The organism is Streptomyces sp. NBC_01224 (assembly GCF_036002945.1).
Lineage (GTDB): Bacteria > Actinomycetota > Actinomycetes > Streptomycetales > Streptomycetaceae > Streptomyces.
Map to the genome: position 1 here is coordinate 3,844,125 of NZ_CP108529.1, position 22,659 is coordinate 3,866,783.

At 70.2% G+C, this 22,659-nt stretch carries 21 protein-coding genes; 10 read left to right on the forward strand and 11 right to left on the reverse strand.

What is annotated here, in order from left to right; translation table 11 throughout:
* Positions 1–11: 11 nt before the first annotated feature.
* From OG609_RS16745 to OG609_RS16780, 8 genes are read right to left on the reverse strand one after another with little or no spacing between them, the layout of a single operon-like run.
* On the reverse strand, positions 12–2,012 hold the full coding sequence (locus OG609_RS16745) for an NADH-quinone oxidoreductase subunit 5 family protein (protein ID WP_327273545.1): 2,001 nt from the start codon (positions 2,010–2,012) through the stop codon (positions 12–14).
* Positions 2,009–2,422: an NADH-quinone oxidoreductase subunit NuoK gene (gene nuoK / locus OG609_RS16750; RefSeq protein WP_327273546.1), complete on the reverse strand. Its 414-nt coding sequence runs from the start codon at positions 2,420–2,422 to the stop codon at positions 2,009–2,011. The genes OG609_RS16745 and nuoK overlap by 4 nt, the downstream gene beginning before the upstream one ends.
* Entirely contained in the window at positions 2,422–2,985 is a 564-nt protein-coding gene (locus tag OG609_RS16755) for an NADH-quinone oxidoreductase subunit J family protein (protein WP_327273547.1), read from the reverse strand. The genes nuoK and OG609_RS16755 overlap by 1 nt, the downstream gene beginning before the upstream one ends.
* A complete protein-coding gene (locus tag OG609_RS16760) occupies positions 2,982–3,623 on the reverse strand; it encodes a NuoI/complex I 23 kDa subunit family protein (protein WP_327273548.1) in 642 nt (213 codons plus the stop codon). The genes OG609_RS16755 and OG609_RS16760 overlap by 4 nt, the downstream gene beginning before the upstream one ends.
* Positions 3,623–4,591, reverse strand: coding sequence for a complex I subunit 1/NuoH family protein (locus OG609_RS16765; RefSeq protein ID WP_327273549.1), 969 nt, complete (start codon positions 4,589–4,591; stop codon positions 3,623–3,625). The genes OG609_RS16760 and OG609_RS16765 overlap by 1 nt, the downstream gene beginning before the upstream one ends.
* On the reverse strand, positions 4,588–5,739 hold the full coding sequence (locus OG609_RS16770; protein WP_327273550.1) for an NADH-quinone oxidoreductase subunit C: 1,152 nt from the start codon (positions 5,737–5,739) through the stop codon (positions 4,588–4,590). The genes OG609_RS16765 and OG609_RS16770 overlap by 4 nt, the downstream gene beginning before the upstream one ends.
* Positions 5,736–6,416, reverse strand: a complete 681-nt coding sequence (locus OG609_RS16775) for an NADH-quinone oxidoreductase subunit B (RefSeq protein WP_327273551.1) — start codon at positions 6,414–6,416, stop codon at positions 5,736–5,738. The genes OG609_RS16770 and OG609_RS16775 overlap by 4 nt, the downstream gene beginning before the upstream one ends.
* On the reverse strand, positions 6,407–6,808 hold the full coding sequence (locus tag OG609_RS16780) for an NADH-quinone oxidoreductase subunit A (protein WP_037689408.1): 402 nt from the start codon (positions 6,806–6,808) through the stop codon (positions 6,407–6,409). Before OG609_RS16780 ends, OG609_RS16775 begins: the two co-directional genes overlap by 10 nt.
* Before the next feature lie 170 nt (positions 6,809–6,978).
* Here OG609_RS16780 and OG609_RS16785 point away from each other — a divergent pair, with 170 nt between their 5' ends.
* The 6 genes from OG609_RS16785 (at position 6,979) to OG609_RS16810 (ending at position 16,061) form a co-directional block, all read left to right on the forward strand.
* On the forward strand, positions 6,979–8,184 hold the full coding sequence (locus tag OG609_RS16785) for a sensor histidine kinase (protein ID WP_327273552.1): 1,206 nt from the start codon (positions 6,979–6,981) through the stop codon (positions 8,182–8,184).
* Positions 8,185–8,453: 269 nt separating this feature from the next.
* Positions 8,454–9,809, forward strand: a complete 1,356-nt coding sequence (locus OG609_RS16790) for a sensor histidine kinase (protein WP_327273553.1) — start codon at positions 8,454–8,456, stop codon at positions 9,807–9,809.
* A 184-nt stretch (positions 9,810–9,993) separates the two neighbouring features.
* Entirely contained in the window at positions 9,994–10,668 is a 675-nt protein-coding gene (locus OG609_RS16795) for a response regulator transcription factor (protein ID WP_308427387.1), read from the forward strand.
* Between the two features lie 306 nt (positions 10,669–10,974).
* A complete protein-coding gene (locus tag OG609_RS16800; protein WP_327273554.1) occupies positions 10,975–12,930 on the forward strand; it encodes a 2-oxoacid:acceptor oxidoreductase subunit alpha in 1,956 nt (651 codons plus the stop codon).
* Positions 12,923–13,981: a 2-oxoacid:ferredoxin oxidoreductase subunit beta gene (locus OG609_RS16805; RefSeq protein ID WP_327273555.1), complete on the forward strand. Its 1,059-nt coding sequence runs from the start codon at positions 12,923–12,925 to the stop codon at positions 13,979–13,981. The genes OG609_RS16800 and OG609_RS16805 overlap by 8 nt, the downstream gene beginning before the upstream one ends.
* Positions 13,982–14,105: 124 nt before the next feature.
* Positions 14,106–16,061 carry an APC family permease gene (locus OG609_RS16810; protein WP_327273556.1) on the forward strand — a complete coding sequence of 652 codons (1,956 nt, stop codon included), beginning with the start codon at positions 14,106–14,108 and terminating at the stop codon, positions 16,059–16,061.
* On the opposite strand, the gene OG609_RS16815 is transcribed toward OG609_RS16810, so the two are convergent.
* Positions 16,049–16,447, reverse strand: a complete 399-nt coding sequence (locus OG609_RS16815; protein WP_327273557.1) for a winged helix-turn-helix transcriptional regulator — start codon at positions 16,445–16,447, stop codon at positions 16,049–16,051. The two genes, OG609_RS16810 and OG609_RS16815, sit on opposite strands and share 13 nt — an antisense overlap.
* Positions 16,448–16,556: 109 nt before the next feature.
* Here OG609_RS16815 and OG609_RS16820 point away from each other — a divergent pair, with 109 nt between their 5' ends.
* From OG609_RS16820 to OG609_RS16835, 4 genes are all read left to right on the forward strand, one after another.
* Positions 16,557–17,417: an SDR family oxidoreductase gene (locus OG609_RS16820; RefSeq protein ID WP_327273558.1), complete on the forward strand. Its 861-nt coding sequence runs from the start codon at positions 16,557–16,559 to the stop codon at positions 17,415–17,417.
* A gap of 165 nt (positions 17,418–17,582) precedes the next feature.
* On the forward strand, positions 17,583–18,569 hold the full coding sequence (rarD, locus tag OG609_RS16825; protein WP_327273559.1) for an EamA family transporter RarD: 987 nt from the start codon (positions 17,583–17,585) through the stop codon (positions 18,567–18,569).
* A 98-nt stretch (positions 18,570–18,667) separates the two neighbouring features.
* Complete coding sequence (locus OG609_RS16830) at positions 18,668–20,215, forward strand: FAD-dependent monooxygenase (protein ID WP_327278079.1); 1,548 nt, start codon at positions 18,668–18,670, stop codon at positions 20,213–20,215.
* Positions 20,216–20,308: 93 nt separating this feature from the next.
* A complete protein-coding gene (locus OG609_RS16835; protein WP_327273560.1) occupies positions 20,309–20,575 on the forward strand; it encodes a hypothetical protein in 267 nt (88 codons plus the stop codon).
* Between the two features lie 154 nt (positions 20,576–20,729).
* Here OG609_RS16835 and OG609_RS16840 read toward each other — a convergent pair whose 3' ends face one another.
* Entirely contained in the window at positions 20,730–21,437 is a 708-nt protein-coding gene (locus tag OG609_RS16840) for a response regulator transcription factor (protein WP_327273561.1), read from the reverse strand.
* Positions 21,434–22,636 (reverse strand): sensor histidine kinase, encoded by a 1,203-nt coding sequence (locus tag OG609_RS16845; RefSeq protein WP_327273562.1) that lies wholly within the window; start codon positions 22,634–22,636, stop codon positions 21,434–21,436. Before OG609_RS16845 ends, OG609_RS16840 begins: the two co-directional genes overlap by 4 nt.
* Between the last annotated feature and the right edge of the window lie 23 nt (positions 22,637–22,659).

The following is a 22,659-nucleotide window of genomic DNA, read 5'->3' on the forward strand; positions in this document are numbered from 1 at the left end:
TCGATCACGGCTCACGACCCGGCGTTGACGTTGGCAAAAACGACGGCGGCGATCGCCAGGACTAGAGAACCGGCGAGCAGTGCGCTGAGGTAGGTCTGCACATTGCCGGTCTGGGCGCGGCGGACGGCGGTGCCGAGCCAGCGTGCGCCGGTGCCGGAGCCCCGTACGTAGGTGTCGACGACCTCGCGGTCCAGGAAGCGGACGAGGCTCGCCGCGGCCTGGACGGGGCGGACGAACAGGGCCGTGTACAGGGCGTCGAGGTGGAAGCCGGCTGCGGCGTGGCGGTGGAGCGGGCCGAGCAGCAGGCGGCCGGGGTCGGCCGGGTCGGGGGCGTCCCCGTCGGTGCCGTAGGCGGCGGTGTGTGCCGACATGGCCTGGGCCTCGACGAGGGCGGGTTCGGCGTCGGGGTGGGCCACGACGGTGCCGACGGGGGTGCGGGCGGCGAGTGCCGATGTGTGGCGCCAGGCGCCGTAGGTGACGAGGCCGCCGACGAGGCCGACGCCCGTGGAGAGGACGGCGGTGGTCACGGACGGGGTGAGGCTGTGGCCGTCGAACCAGTCGGTGATCGCGCCGACGGTCAGTCCGAAGGCGATGGTGGGGACGGCGAGCACCCACAGGACGGTGGTCATCGCGACGGGCTGCCTGCCGTGGTCGGGGACCTCGGCTCCGCGGCCTCGGAAGGCGAGGAGCCAGAGGCGGGTGGCGTACGCGGCGGTGAGGACGGCGGCGAGCAGTCCGGCGACGAGGACGGTCCAGCCGGCGGCGGCCGGGGCAACGTGCCGATCCCCGAGTGCGGTGTGCTCGGCGGCGACGAGGATGGCTTCCTTGGAGAAGAAGCCGGCGAACGGCGGGATGGCTGCGAGCGCGAGGAGGGCGACGGTCATCGTCCAGTAGGCGTCCGGGATGCGCTTCGTCAGGCCGCCCATACGGGACATGGCGGCCAACGAGTTGGTCCCGGCGGCGTGGATGACGACGCCCGCCGCGAGGAAGAGGACGGCCTTGAACGCACCGTGGGAGAGGAGGTGGAAGACAGCGGCACCACGGTCGCCGACGGCCAGCGCGCCGGACATGTAGCCGAGCTGGCCGATCGTCGAGTAGGCGAGGACGCGTTTGATGTCGTCCTGGGCGAGGGCGGCGAGTCCCGAACCGATCATCGTGATCGCCGCAATCACGGCGAGGACGACGAGGGCCGCGCCGGACTGGGCGAAGACGGGGAGGAGCCGGGCCACGAAGTAGATACCGGCGGCGACCATCGTCGCGGCGTGGATCAGCGCGGAGACGGGGGTGGGGCCGGCCATCGCGTCGGGCAGCCAGGTGTGCAGGGGGAACTGCGCGGACTTGCCCGCGACGCCCGCGAGGAGCAGCAGGGCGACGACGGTGGGGTGGTCCAGGCCACCGTTCGCGACGGCGCCCAGGATGCCGGTGATGCGGAACGTGCCGGTGTCGGCGGCGAGCGCGAACAGACCGATCAGGAAGGGGACGTCGCCGAGCTTGGTTACCAGGAAGGCCTTGAGGGAGGCAGCGCGGGCTTCGGGCGTCTCCCAGTAGTGGCCGACGAGGAAGTACGAGCAGATGCCCATGATCTCCCAGCCGACCAGGAGCACCATCAGGTCGCCGGAGTAGACGACGAGCAGCATCGCGGCGGTGAAGAGGGAGACGAGAGCCGCGTACGAGGGGTAGCGGGGGTCGTCGCGCAGGTAGGCGGTCGAATAGATCTGCACACAGGTCGCGACGAGCCCGACCAGGACGGCGACGAGGACCGCGAAACCGTCGAGGTGCAGGGCGAGGTCGATCGGGACCGAGCCGGTGGGGGTGAGCCTGGTCGCAGCGTCGATGGCCCGGCCGCCGCCCTGGTCCGAGGCGACGACGACGGCGAGCACGAAGGCGGCGAGGGTGGGCAGTACGGCGAGGGGGCGTACGTATCCGGGGGCGGTGCGTCCGAGAAGGAGACCGGCCGCGGCGCCCAGGAACGGAAGAAGGGGGACGAGGACGGCGAGGGTCGTGGTGGTCACGCGGTGGCCTCTGCCTTCTTTGCCTTCCCTGCCGGAGCAGTGGCCTGGTCTTCGGTGCCGTGGGTCTCGTCGGCCTCGTCGCCGGGGAGGGTTTCGGCGGCGTCGGTCTCGGCGGTGTCGCGGAGGCGGTCGACGTCCGAGCTGCCGCGGTTGCGGTGGACGGCGAGGACGATCGCCAGGCCGATCCCGATCTCCGCCGCCGCGATGGCGATGGTGAAGAGGGTGAGGGCCTGGCCGGAGTGCAGGGTGTCGCGGAGCCAGACGTCGAAGGCGACCAGGTTGAGGTTGACGGCGTTGAGCATCAGCTCGACGGACATCAAAACCAGGATCGCGTTGCGGCGGGCGAGCACTCCGTACAGCCCGGTGCAGAAGAGGAGGGCGGCGAGCACGGCGGGATAGGCGAGGTGCATCAGCTCTGCTCCCTGCTGCGCTTGCGGGACAGGACGATCGCGCCGACGAGGGCGGCGAGCAGCAGGACGGAGAGCGCTTCGAACGGCAGCACCCAGTGCCGGAAGAGGAAGGCGCCGGTCACCTCGGTGGAGCCCTGGGCCGGTCCGTCCAGGTCGATCCAGGTGGCACGGAAGGCGTCGACGACGACCCAGACGAGCGTGCCGGCGGCGGCGACCGCCACACCGAGGGCCGCCCAGCGGTTACCCGAGTCGGCGTCCGGGGAGCGGCCGATGGGGGCCTTGGTGAGCATCAGCCCGAAGAGAAGGAGAACGACCACAGAACCGACGTAGATCAGTACCTGCACCCAGGCGATGAACTCCGCGGTGAGCAGGAGGTACTCGACGGCGAGACCGCCGAGCGCCGCGACCAGCCAGAGGGCGGCATGCACCAGTTGCTTGGTCGTGACCGTGACGAGGGCTGCGCCGAGGGTGGCAATGCCGACGAGGACGAAAGCGATCTCGATGCCGGTCGGGGAGAGGAAGCCGGAGTGGGCGGAGTGGGCCGCGGCGGCTGCGAGTGTCACTCCTCCCCCTCTTCTTCTCTCTGAACCTGCTGGGTCTCTTGGGCCTGCTGGGCTTCTTCGGCCTGCTGGGCTTCCTGCGCCTCCTTGGCGCGCTGGGCTTCGAGTTTCTCCGCCGTCTTGCGGGCGGCGGCGATCTCCTTCGGCTCCTCGGCGCCAGGGTCGAGTGCGGGCGGTTCCGGCACCGTCCACATCCATTCGCGGAGCTTGTCGCGCTCATGGGTGAGTTCGAGGATGTCCGTCTCCGCGTACTCGAACTCCGGCGACCAGAACAGTGCGTCGAAGGGACACACCTCGATACAGATACCGCAGTACATACAGAGCGAGAAGTCGATCGCGAAGCGGTCGAGGACGTTGCGGCTGCGCTCGCGCCCGCCCGGGGTGGTGGCGGGCACCGTCTCCTTGTGGGAGTCGATGTAGATGCACCAGTCCGGGCACTCACGGGCGCAGAGCATGCAGACCGTGCAGTTCTCCTCGAACAGTGCGATGACGCCTCGGGAGCGGGGCGGGAGCTCGGGCTGGACGTCCGGGTACTGCGCGGTGACCGTCTTCCTCGTCATCGTCCGCAGGGTGACGGCCAGGCCCTTGGCCAGGCCTGAGCCGGGGATGCGGGGCCGCGAGGGCGGGAGCGATGCAGCCATCAGTTGATCGCCACCTTCACGATGCCGGTGAGCGCGATCTGCGCGAGAGCGAGCGGGATGAGAGTGGTCCAGGCGAGCTTCTGCAGCTGGTCCTCCCGGAGCCGGGGGTAGCTCACGCGCAGCCAGATGACGACGAAGGCGAGGACCGCGGCCTTGAGGAGCGTCCAGACCCAGCCGAGTCCGTCGGCGCCGAACGGGCCGTGCCAGCCGCCGAGGAAGAGGACGGTGGTCAGTCCGCACAGGACGACGATGCCCGCGTACTCGGCGAGCAGGAACAGTGCGAAACGAAGGCCGGTGTACTCGGTGTACGCGCCGAAGATGATCTCCGAGTCGGCGACCGGCATGTCGAACGGCGGGCGCTGCAGTTCGGCGAGTCCGGCCACGAAGAAGACCAGGGCGCCGACGATCTGCCAGGGCAGCCACCACCACTCGAAGGCGTTGAGGATGCCCGGGAGGGAGACGGTGCCTGCCGCCATCGCGACGGAGGCGGCGGCGAGCAGCATCGGCAGTTCGTACGCGAGCAGCTGGGCGGCGGTGCGCAGGCCCCCGAGGAGGGAGAACTTATTGGCCGAGGCCCAGCCCGCCATCAGCGAGCCGAGCACTCCGACGCCCATCACGGCGAGCACGAAGAAGATGCCCGCGTCGACGATCTGTCCGACCGCGCCCTCGCTGGGACCGATCGGGATGGCGACGAGCACGAGAAGGTACGGGAGCAGCGCGACGGCCGGCGCGAGCTGGAAGATACGGCGGTCGGCCTCGGCCGGGACGATGTCTTCCTTCTGCGCGAACTTCACGCCGTCCGCGACGAGCTGGGCCCAGCCGTGGAAGCCGCCCGCGTACATGGGTCCGAGGCGGCCCTGCATATGGGCCATCACCTTGTGCTCGGTCTGCCCCACGACGAGGGGGAGGACCATGAACACGGCGAAGACGATGACGAGCCGGAGGGCGACGTCCAGTGCGTCGTTCACGCGGTATCGCCTCCGGCGGGGCGGTCGGGGGCCGGCTCGGGTGTGGGGTCCTGGGCCGGGGGCTCGGGCTGGTCGGGGGTGTCCGTGGGAGCTGTGGTGTCGGGGGTGGGCGCGGCCTCGGGGACGGGGGTGTCGCTGGGCGGGGCCTCTCCCCTGCCCGCCCCTTCCCGAACCGGGGGCTCCGACTTCGGGCCTCCCGTCGTGTCGAAGGCCGGGCGGGCGTGGTGCCAGGGAGCGTCGCTGCTTCCGGGGTTCGGCTCTGCCGTCCCCGTCCCCGTCCCCGTCCCCGTCCCCGACGCGTTCGGTCCTGCCTGTTCCCCTGTCCCGGCCTCGGCCGTCCCCGGCTTCGCCGCCTCGCGCTGCTGGCTGGCCGAGCCCTGGGACGCGCTGCGGGTACGGCGCGGGGTTGCGGGAGGTGTGGGCTCGGTGGCCGGTGCTGCCGTCTCCGGCTGCTGGCCGGCCGAGCCCTCGCTCACGCTGCGGGCACGGCGTACCGGGCGGTCGCCCGCCGCGCGCGGGGTGCGGGCCGGGCGGGACGGGGCGGGCGGGAGCTGGCCCTTGAGGGGGCCCCATTCGTTCGGGTCGGGGACGCCGGGCGGCAGCATCGTGCGCCGCTTCGGGCCGCCGTGCTCCGACTCGCCCGGCTCCTTCGCGCCCGGCCAGGCCTTCGCGACGCGTGCCGCCAGCACGAAGTCCTTGCGCAACGGGTGGCCCTCGAAGCCCTCGGGCAGCAGCAGTGGCACCAGGTGCGGGTGGCCCTCGAAGCCGATGCCGAACATCTCGTGTGTCTCGCGCTCGTGCCAGGCGGCGCCCGCGTAGATATCGATGGCGGTGGGAAGGACCGCCGCCTCGTGCGGAACGGTCGTACGGATCAAGAGCCGACGGACCTTGCCCTCGGCCAGGGAGGCGACATGGACGCAGACCCGGAAGCCGGTGCCCGGTTCGTCGACAGCGCTCAGCCAGTCGAAATAGGTGCACCCCAGCCGGTCGCGGGCCGTTTCGAGAGCGGCGATCCAGGAGGAGGCCGGTACGTCGACGGTCAGCAGGTCGTAGGCGTACTCGGCCGTCGCGTCCTCGCCGAAGAGCTCGGCCGCGGCGTCCGGAAGCCGGTCGTAGCTTTCCCGGTCATGGCTCTCGGTACCGGTCACTTCTGCCCCTCCTCCGGTGTCGGCGGGGCGGCGACCAGGCCGCTGCGCAGTGCGGCGGTGGAAGGACGGCTGCCGCCGCCCGTCGCGTACCGCTCACCCAGCGACTCGCGGGCGATCTTCTCCTGCAGCTTGAGGATGCCCTGGAGGAGCGCCTCGGGCCGGGGCGGGCAGCCGGGGACATAGACATCGACCGGAATGATCTGGTCGACGCCCTTCGTCACGGAGTACGAGTCCCAGTACGGGCCGCCGCAGTTGGAGCAGGCGCCGAAGGAGATGACGTACTTGGGCTCGGGCATCTGCTCGTACAGCCGCTTCACGGCCGGAGCCATCTTGTCCGTCACCGTGCCGGAAACGATCATGAGGTCGGCCTGACGCGGGCCGGGAGCGAACGGAATCACGCCGAGCCGGATGAAGTCGTGCCGGGCCATGGAGGCGGCGATGAATTCGATCGCGCAGCAGGCGAGCCCGAAGTTGAAGACCCAGAGGCTGTAGCGGCGGCCCCAGTTCAGGACCACCTTCATCGGCTCGGGAGCCAGGCGCGACAGGACACCGAGCCGCTTGGGCTCCGGCAGGAACGTCGGAACGGGCTGCGGTTCGGACCCCACCCCGGGCGTCGGCTCCGGTCCCGATTGCACTGCGGGCCGGTGCTCGGGGGGCGGCGGGCTCGTCACGTCCATTCGAGGACGCCCTTCTTCCATGCGTAGAGCAGTCCCACGGCCAGGAAACCGAGGAAGATGAACATTTCCACGAGAGTCGTCGCCCCATATCCGGGTGCGGCGAATACGGTCGCCCACGGAAACAGGAAGATCGAGTCGACGGCGAAGATCACGTACAGGAAGGCATACACGTAATAACGGACCTGGGTATGTGCCCATCCTTCACCCACCGGGTCCACGCCGCACTCGTACGTCAGGAGCTTCTCCGGCGTAGGAACCACGGGGCGGAGCAGTCGGCCGGCGCCGAAGGCGACGGCGACGAACAACACGCCGATCACAGCGAGCAGTCCGACCACCGAATAGCTGTGGAAGTAGTCCGACGCGAGAACGGTCGATTCCGGCAGGTCCGCCACGTCCGCCCCTCGCTCCCTCAAACCTGTTCGACGATCTGTACGCACGGGAGTCTAGGCCCTGTTAAAGAGAGGGTAAGCAGTCGCATCGGACAACGGGTGGGGTTATCCCTACTTCACCCCACCCACGAGCCCCATGGCGTGCGCGGGCCTCGCCCGGCAGGCTGGGGCGTATGACCATGAGCCCCCTGGTGCCCGACAACGACCGGCCACCGCCCGCCCGCTTCACCCTCGATCGGTGGACGTGGAAGGAGATCGCCTATCTCCTGGCCAACCTCCCCATGACCATCTCCGGGTTTGTTTACACAGTGTTCATGATCTGCATCGGCGTGGGGCTTGCGGTCACGGTGATCGGTCTGCCTCTGCTCGCCGCCGGACTGCACGGGGCACGGCTGATCGGGAGGGCCGAGCGGGGCCGGGCGCGGGCGATGCTCGGGGTGGGGATCGACGAACCGAGCCCGATGGTTCTGTCCCGCCGGGAACAGGGGTTCTTCCCCTGGCTGTGGTCGAGCCTCACGGACCCGGTTGGCTGGCGGGCGGTGCTGTACTCCTTCATACGGCTGCCCTGGGGCGTACTCACCTTCGCCGTGACGCTCGTGAGTCTCTTCGTGCTGTGGCCGGTGCTCCCCTATATCGCGCGGCTCCTCACCAATGCCGACCGGGCGATGGTGCGCGGGCTGCTCTCGCCCTCCGACGAGTTGGAGCGCAGGATCGCCGAGCTGGAGTCGGACCGCGGGGTGGTCGTCGACACGGCCGCCGCCGACCTGCGCCGCATCGAGCGCGACCTGCACGACGGCGCACAGGCCCGGCTCGTCGCCCTCGCCATGGATCTGGGCCTGGCCAAGGAGAAGCTGACCGACGACCCCGAGGCCGCCGCCCGCATGGTCGACGAGGCCCACGGAGAGGTCAAGGTCGCCCTCCAGGAACTCCGCGACCTCGCCCGCGGCATCCACCCCGCCGTCCTCACCGACCGAGGCCTCGACGCCGCACTCTCCGCCATCGCCTCCCGCTGCACCGTGCCCGTCACGGTGGGGGTGGATCTGCCGGCGCGTCCCGCGGAGGCGATCGAGGGAATCGCCTACTTCACGGTCTCCGAGCTGTTGCAGAACGTGAGCAAGCACAGCGCGGCGCGTTCGGCGTCCGTCGATGTGTGGCGGTCGGCGGACCGGCTGCTGATCCAGGTCACCGACGACGGGCAGGGCGGGGCCCGGTTGGACGGCGGTACGGGCATGGCCGGGCTGGCCGAACGGCTGGGCGCCGTCGATGGGCTGTTCGTCCTCGACTCGCCGGTCGGCGGTCCCACGACGGTCACCGCGGAGTTGCCCTGGCGGGACCGGGAGAGGGAGCCGAACCGTGCGGGGGCGGCCAAGCGCCCCTAGAGGCCCGGTGACCCCAGAGGGCCGTCACGCCCAGACCCAGCACCCCCAGAAGGCCGGCACACCAGGCCCAGCGACCCCAGAAGGCCGGCACGCCCGGGCCCAGCCCCCTGAGCCCCCTGAGCCCCCTGGCAAGGTGGGGAAAACCCCCCGTCGAAGAGGGATACCGCCCTCATGGTGCGCCGACCCGCAACCCAGCACCCTTGACGTACCGGCCGGAACCCCGAAACCACCGGAGAAACCGGCTCCATGAGAAGAAACGGACTGCACCCATGGCCACGGCATACGGACCGGACACTCGGGACCACCAGCGGTCCGGAACCGGTTTCGGGGACCCTCCCCCGGTGAAGCACTTCTTCCCGGCCGCGCTGCGCGCGCCTTTCGAGGGCAGGACCTGGCGAGAGTTCGGCTATCTGCTGCTGAGCCTGCCGATCAGCGTGGTCCTGTTCAGCCTCTCGATCACCCTGACGACGCTGGGCATCGGCATGCTGATCACCTTCCTCGGGGTTCCGATCCTGGCCGGCGCGCTGGCCATGTGCCGCGGTTTCGGTGCGATGGAGCGGGCCCGGGCGCGCGGGCTGCTGAAGCTGGACGTGGCGGACCCGGCACCGGTGCGCGGCAGGACCGGCGGCCTGATGTCCTGGGTGGGCGCGGTCCTCAAGAGCGGGGTGTCCTGGCGGCATCTGCTCTACGCGCTGCTGCACCTCCCGTGGGCGATCTTCGCCTTCACCGTTTCGCTGACGCTCTGGTCGTGCGGGTGGACCACCCTCACCTACCCCCTGTGGCACTGGATCTTCCCGACGTACGTGGGGGTCGCCGGCCTTCAGCTGTACGCCGACGGCACCCATGACGTCTACCTCGACTCCCCCTTCGACCTGGCTGCGACCAGCGTGTGCGGCCTGGTACTCGTCCTCGTCACGCCGTGGATCATCCGTGGTCTGGCGGGCGTGGACCGGGTGATGGTGTCGGGGCTGCTCGGGCCGTCCCGGCTGGCGACGCGCGTCTCCGAGCTGGAGTCGGACCGCGGGGTGGTCGTCGACACGGCCGCCGCCGACCTGCGCCGCATCGAGCGCGACCTGCACGACGGCGCACAGGCCCGGCTCGTCGCCCTCGCCATGGATCTGGGCCTGGCCAAGGAGAAGCTGACCGACGACCCCGAGGCCGCCGCCCGCATGGTCGACGAGGCCCACGGAGAGGTCAAGGTCGCCCTCCAGGAACTCCGCGACCTCGCCCGCGGCATCCACCCCGCCGTCCTCACCGACCGAGGCCTCGACGCCGCACTCTCCGCCATCGCCTCCCGCTGCACCGTCCCTGTGACGGTCGAGGTGGACCTGGCGTCCAGGCCCGCCCAGGCCATCGAGGGAATCGCCTACTTCACGGTCTCGGAGCTGTTGCAGAACGTGAGCAAGCATTCACGCGCGACCCGCACATCGGTCGATGTGTGGCGGACGGCGGACCGGCTGATGCTCCAGGTCACCGACAACGGGCGCGGCGGCGCCGATGTGTCCTCGGGCAGCGGGCTGGCCGGGCTGACCGAGCGGCTGGACGCGGTGGACGGCGTACTCGTCGTGGATTCCCCGCAGGGCGGCCCGACGCGGATCACGGCCGAGCTGCCGTGGCGCGGCTGAACGCACTCGCACACACGTACGGAGCCGTGACAGGAACCCCCCACCCCCACCGCTCCCCCTCGTCCCCGGCCGCCGGACCGGCTTGATTCCAAGCCGGTCCGGCGGCCGGGGACACGGCACTGCCGATACTGGGATGCTGGACGTCGTACAGGCAGGACCAGCGAGCAGTGGGGGATACAGCGTCATGGTGGAGGACAGGGTGCGAGTAGTCATCGCCGAGGATTCGGTACTGCTTCGGGAGGGGCTCACCCGGCTGCTGACCGATCTCGGGCATGACGTCGTCGCCGGGGTGGGGGATGCAGAGGCGCTGATCAAGACGGTGCGCGACCTCGCCGGACAGGATGCGCTGCCCGATGTGGTGGTCGCCGATGTGCGGATGCCACCCACCCACACCGACGAGGGCGTGCGGGCGGCGGTGCGGCTGCGCAAGGACTATCCCGGGATCGGGGTACTGGTCCTTTCGCAGTACGTCGAGGAGCAGTACGCGACCGAGCTGCTGGCCGGATCCAGCCGAGGCGTGGGGTATCTGCTGAAGGACCGGGTCGCCGAGGTCCGGGAGTTCGTGGACGCGGTGGTCCGGGTGGCGCAGGGCGGGACGGCGCTGGATCCGGAAGTGGTGGCGCAGTTGCTGGGGCGAAGCCGTAAACAGGACGTCCTGGCCGGGCTGACGCCGCGCGAGCGCGAGGTGCTCAGCCTGATGGCGGAGGGCCGGACGAACTCCGCGGTGGCCAGGCAGCTGGTGGTGAGCGACGGGGCCGTGGAGAAGCACGTCAGCAATATCTTCCTGAAGCTGGGCCTGTCCCCCAGTGACGGGGATCACCGCCGGGTGCTGGCGGTGCTGACCTACCTGAACTCCTGATGAGCTGACACCCTGTCAGATATCTGGTGAAGGTCACCGCGGGGGCCGGAGGCGGCCGTCGCGGTGACCCGCGCCCCGAACGGGGGCCGATCGGGGTCCTAGAACCAAAGAATGAGTGCACAGCGTCTTCACCGAACGGCTGAGGGGCTTGCGAAACATGACAAAGCGGTATCAAATCGCGTCTCAAAACGACGTCCACCATATGATCGGTCCAGGGAAGGCGACCCTTACCGACGTAGGGTGGGCCTTGGGACCGCCGGCGGGCCGGCCGGTCCCGAGCCGCCGCCCCGAGGGAGGTCCAGTTCAGTGACCAGCCAGGTCAGTAGCACAGCCGAACAGGCCGATGAGGCCAGCGAGGCGCTCGTCGGGGGACCGCGTGCCCCCCATCCCGATCACGCGGGCGCCGGTGAGAAGGAGATCCGCCGCCTGGACCGGGTGATCATCCGCTTCGCGGGTGACTCCGGGGACGGTATGCAGCTCACCGGTGACCGGTTCACCTCGGAGACCGCTTCCTTCGGGAACGATCTCTCCACGCTGCCGAACTTCCCCGCCGAGATCCGCGCCCCCGCAGGCACCCTGCCGGGGGTTTCGTCGTTCCAGCTGCATTTCGCCGACCACGACATCCTCACCCCGGGCGACGCGCCGAACGTCCTGGTCGCGATGAACCCGGCCGCTCTCAAGGCCAACATCGGCGATGTGCCGCGCGGCGCCGAAATCATCGTCAACACCGATGAGTTCACCAAGCGCCCGATGGCGAAGGTCGGCTACGAGACCAGCCCCCTGGAGGACGGCTCGCTGGACGCCTACAACGTCCACCCCGTCCCGCTGACGACGCTCACGATCGAGGCGCTGAAGGAGTTCGGGCTCTCCCGCAAGGAGGCCGAGCGCTCGAAGAACATGTTCGCGCTCGGGCTGCTCTCCTGGATGTACCACCGGCCGACCGAGGGAACCGAGGCGTTCCTTCGCGCCAAGTTCGCGAAGAAGCCGCAGATCGCCGAGGCGAACGTGACCGCGTTCCGCGCCGGGTGGAACTTCGGGGAGACGACGGAGGACTTCGCGGTCTCCTACGAGGTGGCACCCGCCTCGCAGGCCTTCCCGCCGGGTACGTACCGCAACATCTCCGGGAACCTGGCGCTGTCCTACGGGCTGATCGCCGCCGGCCGGCAGGCGGATCTGCCGCTCTACCTGGGCTCGTACCCGATCACCCCGGCCTCCGACATCCTGCACGAGCTCAGCAAGCACAAGAACTTCGGGGTACGCACCTTCCAGGCGGAGGACGAGATCGCGGGCATCGGTGCCGCGCTGGGCGCCGCGTTCGGCGGATCGCTCGCGGTGACGACGACGTCCGGGCCCGGGGTGGCCCTGAAGTCGGAGACCATCGGGCTCGCCGTCTCCCTCGAACTGCCGCTGATCGTCATCGACATCCAGCGCGGCGGCCCGTCCACCGGTCTGCCCACCAAGACCGAGCAGGCCGACCTGCTCCAGGCGATGTACGGGCGCAACGGCGAGGCCCCGGTCCCGATCGTGGCCCCGAAGACCCCGGCGGACTGCTTCGACGCCGCGCTCGACGCCGCCCGGATCGCGCTGACGTACCGCACCCCGGTGTTCCTGCTCTCGGACGGCTATCTCGCCAACGGCTCCGAGCCGTGGAAGATCCCCGAGATCGACGAACTCCCCGACCTGCGCGTCCAGTTCGCCACCGGTACGAACCATGAACTGGCCGACGGCACCGAGGTCTTCTGGCCGTACAAGCGCGACCCGCAGACCCTGGCCCGCCCGTGGGCCGTCCCCGGCACCCCCGGTCTCGAACACCGCATCGGCGGCATCGAGAAGCAGGACGGCAGCGGCAACATCTCGTACGACCCCGCGAACCACGACTTCATGGTCCGCACCCGTCAGGCCAAGGTGGACGGCATCGAGGTCCCCGACCTCGAAGTCGACGATCCGGGCGAGGCGCGGACGCTCGTGCTCGGCTGGGGTTCCACCTACGGCCCCATCACCGCCGCCGTCCGCCGGCTGCGCGCCGCCGGACAGCCCATCGCCCAGGCCCATCTGCGCAACCTCAACCCCTTCCCGAGGAATCTCGGCGAGGCGCTGAAGCGTTACGACAAGGTGGTGGTGCCGGAGATGAACCTCGGCCAGCTGGCCACGCTCATCCGGGCCAAATACCTGGTGGACGCGCGCAGTTACAACCAGGTCAACGGTATGCCGTTCAAGGCCGAGCAGCTTGCGACGGCTCTCAAGGAGGCCATCGATGCCTGACACCAATGAACTCCTGCAGCTGGTGCCCAAGGCCGAGGCCAAGCAGTCCATGAAGGACTTCAAGTCCGACCAGGAAGTGCGCTGGTGCCCCGGCTGCGGTGACTACGCGGTCCTCGCCGCCGTGCAGGGCTTCATGCCCGAGCTCGGGCTGGCGAAGGAGAACGTCGTCTTCGTCTCCGGGATCGGCTGCTCCTCCCGCTTCCCGTACTACATGAACACCTACGGGATGCACTCCATCCACGGCCGCGCCCCGGCCATCGCCACCGGTCTCGCCTCCTCCCGCCGCGACCTGTCCGTCTGGGTCGTCACGGGCGACGGCGACGCGCTGTCCATCGGCGGCAACCACCTCATCCACGCGCTGCGCCGCAATGTGAACCTGAAGATCCTGCTCTTCAACAACCGGATCTATGGGCTCACCAAGGGGCAGTACTCCCCCACCTCCGAGGTCGGCAAGATCACCAAGTCGACGCCGATGGGCTCGCTCGACGCCCCCTTCAACCCGGTGTCCCTGGCCATCGGCGCAGAGGCGTCCTTCGTCGCCCGTACGATCGACTCCGACCGCAAGCACCTCACGAGCGTGCTGCGCGCGGCGGCCGACCACCCGGGCACGGCGCTGGTGGAGATCTACCAGAACTGCAACATCTTCAACGACGGCGCCTTCGAGGTCCTCAAGGACAAGGACCAGGCGCAGAACGCGGTCATCCGGCTGGAGCACGGGCAGCCGATCCTCTTCGGCTCGGACAGCGACAAGGGTGTCGTGCGCGACCCGGCCACGGGTGACCTCAAGGTCGTCGCGGTCACCGAGGAGAACCGGTCGCAGATCCTCGTCCACGACGCCCACGCCGCCAGCCCCACCACGGCCTTCGCGCTGTCCCGGCTCGCCGACCCCGACACCCTGCACCAGACCCCCATCGGGGTACTGCGCAGCGTCGACCGGCCGGTCTACGACACGCAGATGGCCGAACAGCTCGAGACCGCCGTCGGGCGGGACGGCAAGGGCGACCTGGCCGCACTGCTCGCGGGCAACGACAACTGGACGGTCGTCGGCTGACACCCCGGGGGTGCATCGGCCGAGGCGCCCCTCAGGGGTACTTCCCATCGCCGGACGGGCTGAATTTCAGCCCGCCCGGCGATTGCGGTCCGGGGTGCGACCGGCCACCGCGCACCATGTGGCCATGACCCCGGACCGCCCCGCGTACCGCATCAAGCGGCGTCTGCTCGGCAGAGCGCTCACCACCGAGCGCATCAGCGAGGAGAAGCTGAACAACCGGACGGCGCTCGGGGTGCTCGCCTCCGACTGCATCAGTTCGTCCGCGTACGGCTCCGAGGAGATGCTCCGGGTCCTCGTACCCGTCGTCGGCGCCGCCGCGTTCACCCTGCTCATGCCGGTGACCGGCGCGATCCTGCTCGTACTGCTGCTTCTCACGCTCTGCTACAGCGATGTCGTGATGATCTACACCCGGGCGGGCGGGTCGTACGTCGTCGCCCGGGAGAACTTCGGGCCCAACATCGCGCAGATCGCCGCCGTGGCGCTGCTCGTCGACTACATCGTCACCGTCGCCGTCCAGGTCTCGGCCGGCACCAACGCCCTGATCTCGCTCGCCCATCTGGCCGGCAACGACTTCACCGGCCTGGACCATCTCCAGCTCCCGGTCTCCGTCGCCGTCATCGTGCTGCTCGCGTACGGGAATCTGCGCGGGGTCCGCGAGGCCGGCCGGGCCTTCGCGCTGCCCGCCTATCTCTTCATGGCCGCCGTCGGCCTCGTCCTTCTCGTCGCCGCGCTGCGTGGGCTCACGGGCGAGCTGCCGCGCGCCGATCTGCACGCCACCGGGGTCGTGCCGCTCGGCACTCCGGGCAACGGCTGGCTCTACGGCGCCTCGCTCTTCATCGTGCTGCGCTCGTTCGCCAACGGCGGGTCGTCCCTCACCGGGCTCGAAGCAATCTCCAACGGCATCTCCGCGTTCCGTGAACCCCAGGGCCGCAACGCCCGCCGCACCCTCATCACGATGAGCTGTGTGCTCGGTGTCCTGGTCCTCGGCGTCTCCACGCTGGCGCACTTCACCCATGCCGTCCCGTACACCGACGGCACACCCACCGTCATCGCGCAGGAGGCCCATCTCGCGTTCGGCGGCGGGCCGCTCGGTACGGCCGGGCTGGTCTTCGTGCAGCTGGCGACCGCGCTGGTCCTCTACACCGGCGCCAACACCCCGTTCACCGGCTTTCCGTACCTCGCGAGTTTCGTCGCCAAGGACCGGTTCCTGCCTCGTGTACTGACCCGGCGCGGGCACCGGCTGGCGTTCTCCAACGGCATCATCTCGCTGGCCGTCGTCTCCCTGGCGCTGCTGCTCGTGACCGGCGCCAGCGTGGACAAGCTGGTGGCGCTGTACGCGATCGGCGTATTCACCGCCTTCACCATGGCCGGGGCCGGCCTCACCGCGTACCACCTGCGGCGCCGCGAGCCGTACCGCAGGCTCAAGATCGCGATCAATGGGACCGCCGCGGTCATCTCGGCCGCCGTCGTGCTGATCTTCGCCGTCACCAAGTTCACCGAAGGCGCCTGGCTGGTCGTGGTGGTCTTTCCGCTCGGGGTGTGGGCGCTGATGCGGATCAACCGCGAGTACCGGCGCGAGGCCGCCGTGCTGCAGAGCATCCAGGCTCCGGGCGCCGACCGGTCGCGGTTCCGCCGCCATCTGGTCTTCGTCCTCGTCGAGACGCTCGACCTCGCGACGCTGAAGGCCCTGCGGTACGCCCATGAGCTGCGCCCGGACGAGATCCGGGCGGTGCACTTCGCGATCGACGAGGCGTACGCCAGACGGCTGGCCGCCCGGTGGGAGGCGACGGCCGCCACGTCCGTGTCCCTGGAGCTGGTGGAGTGCCCGGACCGGCGGCTGCGCCATGCCATGAAGGAACTCGTGTCCCGCACCACGGAGGACGGGGAGACCTGGCTGACGGTGCTGGTGCCCCGGCGGCTGTACAGCAACGCGCTCGGGAAGCTGCTGCACCGGGGCACGGGTGAGCAGATGGCGAAGACGCTGGCGCAGCTGCCGCACGTGGCGGTGACGATCCTGCCGTTCGACGTCTCGCGGGCGCTGCGCACGCTGGAGGAAGGGCACGCGCCTCAGCCGGACTGAGCCTGCTCCTTCTTCCCGGCGTCATACGCCTCGCGCGCCGCGTGCACGGCGTCCAGGCGCCGCTCCGTCCAGCGGGCCAGCGCCCACACCTGCTCGGCGGCCTCCCGGCCCAGCCCGGTGAGCGAGTAGTCCACCCGCGGCGGGATCACCGGTTTCGCGTCCCGGTGCACGAAGCCGTCGCGCTCCAGCGTCTGGAGGGTCTGGGCCAGCATCTTCTCGCTGACGCCGCCGACCTCGCGGCGCAGCTCGCTGAAGCGGTACGAGCGCTCCAGCAGGGCGGCGAGGACCAGGACGCCCCAGCGGCTGGTGACATGTTCGAGCACCAGCCGGGAGGGGCACATCTGCCGGTTCACATCGGGCTTCCTGCTCAGATCACTCACGCTCATGCCAGTACCTTACTTTAAAGTGGGTACTTTCGATTGGTTAGTGCACCCTTTACAGTGAGTCTGCGAGCCCGAACAAGGACCAGTGCCCCCAAAGAGGAGAAACCCCCCCATGAGCATCGTTGTCACCGGAGCCACCGGAGAGCTCGGCCGTCTCGTCATCGACCAGTTGCTCACCGCCGTGCCCGCGAACGAGATCGCCGCCGTCGTCCGCAACGAGGAGAAGGCCGCCCCGCTCGCCGCCCGCGGCGTCGAGCTCCGCATCGCCGACTACGACCGTCCGGAGTCCCTCAAGGACGTCTTCCAGGCCGGTGACCGCGTCCTGCTCATCTCCGGCAGTGAGGTCGGCAAGCGCGTACCGCAGCACACCGCCGTCATCGACGCGGCCAAGGCGGCGGGCGTAGCGCAGCTCGCGTACACCGGCGTGCTGGGCGGTCCCGACGCCGACTTCGAACTGGCCGAAGAGCACAAGGTCACCGAGCAGCTGATCCTCGACTCCGGGCTGCCGCACACCTTCCTGCGCAACGGCTGGTACACCGAGAACTACACCGCCAACCTCGCCCCCGTCCTGGAGCACGGCGCCGTCGTCGCCAACGCGGGCGACGGACGGGTCGCCTCCGCCACCCGCGCCGACTACGCCGCCGCGGCAGCCGCCGTGCTGACCGGTGAGGGTCACATCGGCGCGGTCTACGAGCTGAGCGGCGACGTCGCCTGGTCGTTCGCGGACTACGCGGCGGAGGTCGCCGAGGCCACCGGCAAGGAGATCGTGTACAAGAACGTCCCGGCCGCCGTGCACCAGGAGATCCTCGTCGGCGCCGGTCTGCCCGAGGGGTTCGCGGCGATCCTCGTCGACGTCGACGCCGCGATCGAGCGCGGACTGCTCGCCGGTACGAGCGGTGACCTGACCCGACTGATCGGCCGGCCGACGACGCCGCTCGCCGAGACGGTGGCCGCGGCAGTGGCCGCGGCGTAACTCCGCCCCGTCACCGAGACGGCGGACGCGACGCAACTTTGCTCCCCCGCACCTCACGGGCCCCATGTCATGACCGTATGGCGATACGGCTATGACATGGGGCCCTCCCGGCGCTACCGTCGTGCAGTCGGCGGAGCGGTTGACACGGACGTGCCGGGAGGGCCCGTGAAGGGAACAAATGAACAACGGGCCGGGCTGCTGTCCGGCATCGGCGCCTACGGCCTGTGGGGCATGGTCCCGCTGTTCTGGCCGCTGCTGAAGCCCGCCGGTGCGATCGAGATCCTCGCCCATCGCATGGTCTGGTCCGTCGGGGTCGTCGGCATCGCACTGCTGGTGCTGCGCCGCTGGTCCTGGATCGGTGAGCTGATACGGCAGCCGAAGAAGCTCGGCCTGATATCGGTCGCCGCGGCCGTGATCACGGTCAACTGGGGTCTGTACATCTGGTCCGTGAACAACGGCCATGTCGTCGAGGCCTCGCTCGGCTACTTCATCAATCCGCTGGTCACCATCGCCATGGGCGTTCTGCTTCTCGGCGAACGGCTGCGCCCCGCGCAGTGGGTGGCGGTCGGCACCGGTGTCGCGGCGGTGCTCGTACTGGCGATCGGCTACGGACGGCCGCCGTGGATCTCATTGACGCTGGCGTTCTCCTTCGCGACATACGGCCTGGTGAAGAAGAAGGTCAACATGGGCGGCCTGGAGTCGCTCACCGCCGAGACCGCCGTACTGTTCGTGCCCGCGCTCGGCTACCTGCTGTGGCTGGGCGCGCAGGGCGATGCGACTTTCACCTCCGAGGGCCTCGGTCATTCGGCGCTGCTGGCCGCGACGGGTGTCGTCACGGCCACGCCGCTCGTCCTTTTCGGGGCGGCGGCCATCCGCGTACCGCTCTCCACGCTGGGCCTGCTGCAGTATCTGGCGCCGGTCTTCCAGTTCATCCTCGGCATCCTGTACTTCCACGAGGAGATGCCGCCGGAGCGATGGGCCGGGTTCGCCCTGGTGTGGCTGGCGCTCACCCTGCTGACGTGGGACGCGTTCCGGACGGCACGGCGGACGAGGGCACAGGCGCAGACTCGTGCGGTGCAGCTGGCGGCGCGACAGACACCGACGGCCGGGGATTCCCCTTCGTCGTCCTCCGCCGCAACCCCAGCGAAGTGACCAGCGCCCCCGCCGCCACCATCACCACCGGGACGACGAGCGCCGCCCGATAGGCCGCCAGGGAGGCTCCGGGCGAGCCGTCCGTACCCGCCGACGCGATCCCGTGCACACTGATCGTCGGCTCGGGGCCGACCGGCCTGACCCTGGCCTGCGATCTGGCCCGGCGCTCCATCGACGTACGGATCATCGACAAGTCCCCGGACTTTCCGCGCAGCTCACGGGCCAAGGGCCCCAACCCCCGCTCCCTGGAGGTCCTGGAGGACCTCGGGGTCGTGGACAAGGTCCTGGCCGCGGGCTCGGCGCCGCTGCCCATGCGCAAGTACCGGAACGGGCTGCCGATCGCCGACACCGACCCGTTCGAGGCATCGCGCCCGACGCCGGACACCCCGTACGACCGGGGGTGGCTGATCGCCCAGTGGCGGCTGGAGGAGATCCTGCGGGACCGCCTGGCGGAGTACGGAGTACACGTCGAACTCGGCGCGGAAGCCGATCGGTTGACGGCGGGCTCCGACTCGGTGACGGTCGGGCTCGCAGACGGCCGGAGCATCGAGGCGCGGTACGTGGTGGGCTGCGACGGCGGCCACAGCCCGGTGCGCAAGTTGCTCGGCGTCCCATTCGAGGGGAAGACCACCGAGGAACAGATGATGGTCTGCGGGGACGTGGAGGCGGACGGCCCCGACCGCGGCTACTGGCACCAGTGGTTCGACGAGGACGGCGCCGTGATGATGTGCCCGATCCCGGGTACGCGGTCGGGCTGGTGGTTCCAGGCGGGGCCGGAGCGGGACCGGGCGGGAGCCCCCGTACCGCCCTCGCTGGAGAGCTTCCGGCGGCTCTTCGCCAAGCACACCGGACTGCCGGCCACCCATCTGACGCAGGCCACCCTGCTCTCCACGTACCGGGTCAACGAGCGCATGGCCGACCGCTACCGGGTGGGTCGCGTACTGCTGGCCGGGGACGCCGCGCATGTGCACTCCATCGCGGGTGGACTGGGCATGAACACCGGGATCCAGGACGCGTTCAACCTGGGCTGGAAGCTCGCCCGGGTCGTCACCGGCCAGGCCGATCCCGGCCTGCTGGACACGTACGAGGAGGAGCGGCTGCCCGTGGCCTCCTGGGCGCTGGACATCAGTTCCGAGCGGCTGCGGGTCACGCTCGACGCGATCAGGCAGCCGGGCGGCGGCCTGGACTCGGCGGTCACCGGGGAGACCACGGGCCTCGGCCTGGGCTACCGCTGGAGCTCACTCTCCCCCGCAGGCTCCACCGCCCGCCTGCGCGCGGGCGACCGCGCCCCGGACGCCCCCTGCCGCGATGCCGGGACGGGCGCACCGACCCGGCTGTTCGAGGCGTTCGCCGGACCGCACTTCACCCTGCTGGGCTTCGGCCCGGCCACAACGGACGCGCTGCGGGCGACGGAAACGACGTACGGCGACGCGGTGCGGGCGTACGGGGTGGACGCGGAAGCACGGCACGGCCTGACCGACGACGCAGGCCACGCCCGCTCGGCGTACGGCATCGAAACGGGCGCCGACGCTCTCGTCCTGGTCCGCCCGGACAACCACGTGGGGCTGATCGCGCCGGCCGACGACGGCCGGGCTGTCATCGACTATCTGGACCACCTGAGCGGTACGGCATTCAGGCGGCTTTGAGCGCGTCACGGCGGGCAATCCCAGAACTACCACATGCTCATATTTTCCTGACATGTTATGAGCCGATTTACGCGCACGTCCGGGAACTCCCGCGTGCTTCTGCGCACCGCCACCGCGGCCCTGTCCACGCTGTCCTTCCTCGTCTGCGGAACCTCGCCCACCACGCACACGGACGACGGCGTGGAGCAGGTCCACCCGTCCGGCCCCGATTCCCTGCGCTCCGGTGCGACGGCTGACGCCCGCCGCACCGATCGCACGATCGCCACGCACCGCGTCCACGCCATCGAGGAGTACCTGGAGAAACACTTCCCCGGCACTGTCGTCCACGGCCTCACGATCAAGCCCAAGAGCGCAGCATGACGGCGTAGCGGTGGGGGCCCCCTGCCCGGCTGCGCCCGGCGATTGTGTGATGGTGCCAGGGCGTGGCGGAACATGGCGAGGCGTCAGCACTTCGCCTGGCCCGGGGCCCCCGTCCGCACTCCGACGGCTGACGAGGCAGGCCCGGCCCACGCCCTCAGGAACCGAGCGGTGGTCGTGCCACCGTGACCAGGCCGCTCTCGTACGCGACGATCACCAATTGGGCGCGATCGCGGGCGGCGAGCTTGGTGAGCAGATGGCTGACGTGGGTCTTCACGGTGGCAATGCCGAGATACAGCCGTTCGGCGATCTCGGTGTTGGACAGACCGCAGGCGATGAGGGTGAGGACTTCGCGTTCGCGCTCGGTCACGCCGTCCAGGGTGCGACGCAGCGGTCGCGAGGGCTCCGGGCGGCGGACGAACTCCGCGATCAGGCGTCGCGTCACGGCCGGTGCCAGCAGCGCCTCGCCGGCGGCGATGACCCGTATCGCCGCGAGCAGCTCGCCGGGCGGCGTGTCCTTGAGCAGGAAGCCGCTGGCGCCGGCTCGCAGCGCGGCGTAGACGTACTCGTCCAGGTCGAACATCGTCAGGATCAGCACCTTGACGTTCGCGGTCGCGGGAGAGCCGCAGATCCGCCGGGTCGCCTCGATGCCATCCATCCCGGGCATCCGCACGTCCATCAGGACCACGTCCGGCGGATCCTGCTCGGCAAACCGCACCGCCTCCGTCCCGGTCGCCGCCTCCGACGTGGTCACCAGGCCGGGCTCGGCATCGACGAGAACTCGCAGACTGCCGCGCAGCAGCGCCTGGTCGTCCGCGATCAGGACCCGGACCGGGTTAGCGGGCGGATCGGCGGGCCGGATCATTCGTCCTCCTGGTACGGCAGGGACACGTGCACCGCGAAGCCTCCCTCCGGACGCGGTCCGGCGGTGAAAGTGCCGCCGTACACGGCGACGCGTTCGCGCATGCCGACGATGCCATGACCGCCGGGTGTCGTCGCGAGGGTCGCCCGGTCACCTCCATCGTCGATGACGGCGAGCCGGACGTCGTGGCCGTTCGCATCGACCACCACCCGGCAGCGGGTTGCCGGGCCGGCATGCTTGGCAACGTTGGTGAGCGCCTCCTGCACGATCCGGTAGACGGCCAGCGCGACTCCGCCGGGCAGGCTTTCGACACCGCGCATGGTCAGCTGCGCGCCGACCTGCCCGACGAGCTCGGGGAGAGCAACGGCGCTGGGAACCGGGCCAAGAGCCGCCGCCTGCCGCTCGTCTTCGGAGGTGCGCAGCACACCGAGCATCCGGCGCATGTCGTTCAGCGCGGTGCGACTCGTGCGCTCGATGACCTGCAGCGCGTCGTACGCCTCTTGCGGCCTGATGTGCAGCACGTGGTTGGCAACACCGGCTTTGACCGCGATCAGGCCCATGCTGTGCGTGACGACGTCATGCAGTTCGCGGGCGATCCGCAGGCGTTCCTCCGTGACGGCCCGCTGCGCGAGCTGCTCGGCCGCCCGGACGGCGAATGCGCGCCTCTGCCGCGCGGCGCGCCCCAGCTCCCAGGCGCCGAGCAGTGCGGCAAAGCCGAGCAACAGCAGACCCGGGCCGTCGCGCCACCAGTACGCTTCGCCGGCACGCGCCACTCCGACAGCGCCGGCCGCGGTCAGCACAGCGATCGTCAGGCCGGGCAACCATCGTTGCCACCACCAGCGCAACGGCACCATGACGGCGACGGTGTAGATGGCGAACGCCGCCGACAGGAACGGGTCCCACGCCCCGTCCCGTACGACGGCCACGACGGTCACCGCCAGCACGACAACGAACACGGGCAACGGCCAGATCCGCCGTACGGCGACAGGCGCGGTGGCCGCGGCTATGAGCACGAGTCGCTCCCACGGCACCGGGGCCGGGGGCGGCGGCGCGGACGACGACGAGATGGCCGTCGGCCCGGTCAACAGCAACGCGACCGCGTAGACGAGCACGAACACGCAGTCCAGGGCCATGAGTTGGCGTCGGCTCAGCCGCCGGGCCAGGATCGGATGGTCGGGGTCCACCGCAGTACCTGCTTGCACCGCTCGACCCTACCCAGGCGTAC

Bases quoted from the DNA above. Each gene is read 5' to 3' on its own strand.
- nuoK (WP_327273546.1), bottom strand. From the start codon at position 2,422: ATGCACCTCGCCTATCCCGCCGTGCTCGCCGCCCTCCTCTTCTGCACC.
- OG609_RS16760 (WP_327273548.1), bottom strand. From the start codon at position 3,623: ATGGCTGCATCGCTCCCGCCCTCGCGGCCCCGCATCCCCGGCTCAGGC.
- OG609_RS16775 (WP_327273551.1), bottom strand. From the start codon at position 6,416: ATGGACGTGACGAGCCCGCCGCCCCCCGAGCACCGGCCCGCAGTGCAA.
- OG609_RS16785 (WP_327273552.1), top strand. From the start codon at position 6,979: ATGACCATGAGCCCCCTGGTGCCCGACAACGACCGGCCACCGCCCGCC.
- OG609_RS16790 (WP_327273553.1), top strand. From the start codon at position 8,454: ATGGCCACGGCATACGGACCGGACACTCGGGACCACCAGCGGTCCGGA.
- OG609_RS16795 (WP_308427387.1), top strand. From the start codon at position 9,994: ATGGTGGAGGACAGGGTGCGAGTAGTCATCGCCGAGGATTCGGTACTG.
- OG609_RS16805 (WP_327273555.1), top strand. From the start codon at position 12,923: ATGCCTGACACCAATGAACTCCTGCAGCTGGTGCCCAAGGCCGAGGCC.
- OG609_RS16810 (WP_327273556.1), top strand. From the start codon at position 14,106: ATGACCCCGGACCGCCCCGCGTACCGCATCAAGCGGCGTCTGCTCGGC.
- OG609_RS16815 (WP_327273557.1), bottom strand. From the start codon at position 16,447: ATGAGCGTGAGTGATCTGAGCAGGAAGCCCGATGTGAACCGGCAGATG.
- OG609_RS16820 (WP_327273558.1), top strand. From the start codon at position 16,557: ATGAGCATCGTTGTCACCGGAGCCACCGGAGAGCTCGGCCGTCTCGTC.
- OG609_RS16840 (WP_327273561.1), bottom strand. From the start codon at position 21,437: ATGATCCGGCCCGCCGATCCGCCCGCTAACCCGGTCCGGGTCCTGATC.